The following is a 2,585-nucleotide window of genomic DNA, read 5'->3' on the forward strand; positions in this document are numbered from 1 at the left end:
GTAAGCGCAATTTTCGATGCACCTTGACGGCTGCGGCAGCGCTGAACCGCCGTCACACCGATTTTGATATCCAGCTCTATTACGCCGCAGTGGTCGTGGCGTAGTTGAACGGCAGCAGGTCGTCGATTTCGGCCGCTTCGTCCCGCTGCGGCAACTCAGTGAGCACATAGCGCAGCCAGGTGAGTGGGTCGACGCCACATGCGCGGCAAGTCAGCATCAAACTGTAGACCACTGCGCTGGCCTTGGCTCCGTCAGCGGTGTCGCTGAACAACCACGTTTTTCTTCCTGTCGCAAAGACCCTGATGTCACGCTCCAGAATGTTGTTATCGATCGGACTCCCGCCGTCGGTGATATAGCGCGTCAGATAATCCCATTGATTGAGGGTGTAGGACACTGCATCGCCGAGCTTTGTATCCGGCACAATCTTCGGCGCGATGTTGTCAAGCCATGCCTTTAGAGCGTTCAGGACCGGCAAGCTGTGCTGTTGCCGGAAACGGCGAATGCAATCGGCCTGCGTTTCATCGGCGTCGGGCTTTTTGTCTCGCGCCTGTTTTTCGATCCGGTAGAGCTGCTCGAAGAACCGGAGTGCCTGTTCCGGCGGTCCGCCTCCATTCTTTCTGGTTTTGAGTGCCTCGACAAAGCGCCGCCGGGAATGAGCCATGCATCCGACATGGGTGGCATCATCGAAGGTGCGCCAGGCTGTGTAGCCATCCGTCATGAGTATGCCGCGGTATTTGCCAAGGAAGGTTTGTGGGTGAATCTGACCGCGGCCGGGCTGGTAGTCGAGAAGCACGATCGGCTCGTCACTATCCTCGCCGCTGCGATAAGCCCACATATACGATGTGCTCGTGGCTTCCTTATTCTTTTCCTTGAGGACCTGAACGGTCGTCTCATCACCGTGAATGAGAGGCTGCGACCTGAGCCGCAATCTCAGCGCATCATAGATGCGGTGAAGATGCTTCTCGCTCGAGCCGATCACCCAGTGAGCGAGAGCGCCTCGGCTGATCGGAACGCCGGCACGCTCGAATGTCTGAGCCACGCGGTAGAGCGGCGTGCCATCGACGTATTTGTGGACGAGCGCGAAAGCCAGTGTCGAGGCGGTGGCGATGCTGCCCGGCAGGGGCTGGGTCGGCATCGGAGCGATCACGACAGGCGTATTGATCCCGGTGCGGTCGCAATGGCGGCAGGCATACTTGAACCGCACGTTCTGCAGGACTTTTGCCTTGACCTCGATATGGAGCTGCTCGGTGACGGCCTCGCCCATGCGATGCATTTGACCGTCGCAGCAAGGGCAAGCTTTCTGATCGTCGGCAAGGTCATATTCGACACGCTCGCGTGGCAAATCTTCCGGTAGAGGCCTTCTGCCACGCTTCTTTCCCGTAGTGCTTTGGACCACCGGCAAGCCTGTATCCGGGAGATCGGCGACCGCGTCGCCATAATCAGGATCATCCTCGTCCGCGGCCTCTTCGGCCTCGTTGAAGATGCGATCAATGTGCTTTTCGCTGCGGGGGGCAAAACGATGGAGCCTTGCAAGCGCCAGTTCTTCTTCAAGCTTGACGACCCGCTGCGAGAGGGCCTCCTTCTCGGCTTTGAGCGCAGCAATTTCGGCGGCGTTGGCCGCCAACTGCGCCATCAGCTCTGCAACGCTCAGTTCGCCGGTTCGGGTCATCCCAGTTTTGAATCTGAGCCGCGCTGCCGCGTCAATAGCTCAATTCGCCACCTTTAGCCGGCGATCTGATACTGCCGCACCGGATGGCGGATCATCGCATCGATATCGATCCCGTCGAGGATCCAGTGCAGTTGCTCGGTCGTCAGTGTGACCACCGTCACCTCTCGGCGCGGCCATCGGAACTTGTCTTCGGTCAACCGCTTCAGGATGAGCACGAAGCCCGAGCGATCGAAGAATAGCAGCTTCACCCGGTCACGCCGACGGTTGCAGAAGGCAAACACTGCAGGAGCAAACGGGTCCAGCGCCATCGTCTCCTGGACCAGGACCGCAAGGCTGTTGATGCCGGCCCGGAAGTCGATCGGTTCGCGATGCAGATAGACTTGAAGATCAGCGCCAAGCTTAAACATGACCCAGAGCTCCGATGATTGCCGTCAATGCGTTGAGATCGCGGCACTCCAGCGTCAATCTCACACCATTCGGCAATGATACACTCACCTTCGCTGGAGAGGTCAGCGGGTCGCTCCTCTCCGTCGTCGGCAATCGCTCTTCGCGATCCGTGGCAGGCATCTCAATGTCGAACTCGCTGCTCGGGGCGGCAATCTGAACCGGAATAAACGCAGATGTCGAAGACGGCGATAATGGATGTGCCGGGGTATGTTTCCTGATCCATTTCCAAACGAGGTTCGCGTTGACCCCGTGTTCTCGCGCCAGTTTCGATACTGATGCGCCGGGTTCAAGGCAGGCCGCAACGAGGCGATCTTTCGAACCTTGATCGAAGCGCCGTCTTCCATTCCGACCAACCAGCCGCACAGCGAGTTTTTGACCTTCACCCATACTTGGTGTCCACCTTTTTTAAGTGGACACCTCATGCCAAAGCTCACTCAACTACAGAAGGTGCGGAGAAATTCGCGCTTAC

3 protein-coding genes are annotated in these 2,585 nt (G+C 58.3%); all 3 read right to left on the bottom strand.

The features are described 5' to 3' along the window. Positions 1-79 precede the first annotated feature (79 nt). The 3 genes from BSG19_RS25550 to BSG19_RS25560 are packed head-to-tail and all read right to left on the bottom strand — an operon-like array spanning position 80 to position 2,503. Positions 80-1,669 carry an IS66 family transposase gene (locus tag BSG19_RS25550; RefSeq protein ID WP_092990799.1) on the bottom strand — a complete coding sequence of 530 codons (1,590 nt, stop codon included), beginning with the start codon at positions 1,667-1,669 and terminating at the stop codon, positions 80-82. Between the two features lie 53 nt (positions 1,670-1,722). Further along, positions 1,723-2,076: an IS66 family insertion sequence element accessory protein TnpB gene (gene tnpB, locus BSG19_RS25555; protein WP_060716621.1), complete on the bottom strand. Its 354-nt coding sequence runs from the start codon at positions 2,074-2,076 to the stop codon at positions 1,723-1,725. Next, complete coding sequence (locus tag BSG19_RS25560) at positions 2,069-2,503, bottom strand: IS66-like element accessory protein TnpA (RefSeq protein ID WP_092932084.1); 435 nt, start codon at positions 2,501-2,503, stop codon at positions 2,069-2,071. Before BSG19_RS25560 ends, tnpB begins: the two co-directional genes overlap by 8 nt. Positions 2,504-2,585: the final 82 nt, after the last annotated feature.

This window comes from Rhizobium sp. NFR03, from assembly GCF_900111275.1.
GTDB lineage: Bacteria > Pseudomonadota > Alphaproteobacteria > Rhizobiales > Rhizobiaceae > Ferranicluibacter.

Excerpts from the sequence above, each read along its gene's own strand:
- BSG19_RS25560 (WP_092932084.1), bottom strand. The coding sequence starts at position 2,503 with ATGGGTGAAGGTCAAAAACTCGCTGTGCGGCTGGTTGGTCGGAATGGA.
- BSG19_RS25550 (WP_092990799.1), bottom strand. The coding sequence starts at position 1,669 with ATGACCCGAACCGGCGAACTGAGCGTTGCAGAGCTGATGGCGCAGTTG.
- tnpB (WP_060716621.1), bottom strand. The coding sequence starts at position 2,076 with ATGTTTAAGCTTGGCGCTGATCTTCAAGTCTATCTGCATCGCGAACCG.